Genomic DNA, 961 nt, shown 5'->3' with positions numbered 1-961 from the left:
GCAAATGGTGGGGGGTGACATTAGAAGGCAAATCCTCGAATTCATCCAAATGTCATATGACCTTTCGACTTGGGCGGCGTGCATCAATTGGCGCAGCAAAGAGAACCAGAAGGAATGGCTGGACGAATTGCGTGAGAAGATTGAAGCGGTGCAGGAAGCCGCGACGATCCTCAAAGCCGTCGCTGCTGTAGCAGACATTCTGCCTGTTCAGGCATTTGACACGGCCGTTGAGAGACTGCAGGCAGAGCTGGGTCGTGAAGGCGTCTATGTGCACCATGCCACGGCTCAACGCGCTCTCCGCGCCGCTCTCTCCGCCACCACGGAGGGCTCCGACCGATGAGATATACCGTCGAACCACGCAACATGGCTCGCGACGAGTTTTCCCAGAGCGGCCTGACCTATGCCGATTTGGGACGTGATGATCTGGAGCGCCTTCGCAAAACGCTAGACCGACACCTGATGAAGGCCGGCACCATCGAAGGCTACAAAATGGACCGAGGCATGCGCCTCGTCGATTGGCCGAACGGATGGGCCGCCCTCACCTGCAAAGCCTATTATTTCGAAAATCGTGAAGCTGTCACGTTCGGCCGCAACGGATTCATCGGCTTCGCTGGATGGGCCGATGATCGAAACGTAGCCCCGATCCTGGACGGTTTTTCGGAATGGGTAGCCGAAACAACAAAGCAGAAGGCAGCGGAACGCGCCTTGATGCTGGAAAGTGGGGCAGCATGAACTCGACTGATCTCGAAAACATGATCCGCACTATGAACGCTAGCGAGCGAGACGCCATCGAGGTTGCCGCACAGTCTGTCCTTGATGCAGTGAAAGCGGTCGGCGCTATCAGCATCATGCCTTCACCATCCATGCCGCTGACCGGTGTCCTCATGCACATTCACCCCAAGGTCTATGATCGGCTGCAGAAGATGAAGCTGGAAGCCGACCCGACACCGCCCCGACCGAA

At 57.0% G+C, this 961-nt stretch carries 3 protein-coding genes; all 3 read left to right on the top strand.

From position 1 onward, the window contains the following. Positions 1-340, top strand: a 340-nt coding sequence (locus DEM27_RS33405) for a hypothetical protein (protein ID WP_205909021.1), incomplete at its 5' end; no start/stop codon positions are given. Then, on the top strand, positions 337-732 hold the full coding sequence (locus DEM27_RS33400) for a hypothetical protein (protein WP_109462520.1): 396 nt from the start codon (positions 337-339) through the stop codon (positions 730-732). The genes DEM27_RS33405 and DEM27_RS33400, both read left to right, overlap by 4 nt. Beyond that, on the top strand, positions 729-961 hold a 233-nt coding region (locus DEM27_RS33395; protein ID WP_133251710.1), incomplete at its 3' end, for a hypothetical protein. The genes DEM27_RS33400 and DEM27_RS33395, both read left to right, overlap by 4 nt.

It is taken from the genome of Rhizobium album (genome assembly GCF_003122325.1).
Lineage (GTDB): Bacteria > Pseudomonadota > Alphaproteobacteria > Rhizobiales > Rhizobiaceae > Metarhizobium > Metarhizobium album.
The sequence above is the reverse complement of the archived record's forward strand: the minus strand, read 5'-3'. Positions and strand labels throughout refer to the sequence as shown.

Excerpts from the sequence above, each read along its gene's own strand:
- DEM27_RS33400 (WP_109462520.1), top strand. The coding sequence starts at position 337 with ATGAGATATACCGTCGAACCACGCAACATGGCTCGCGACGAGTTTTCC.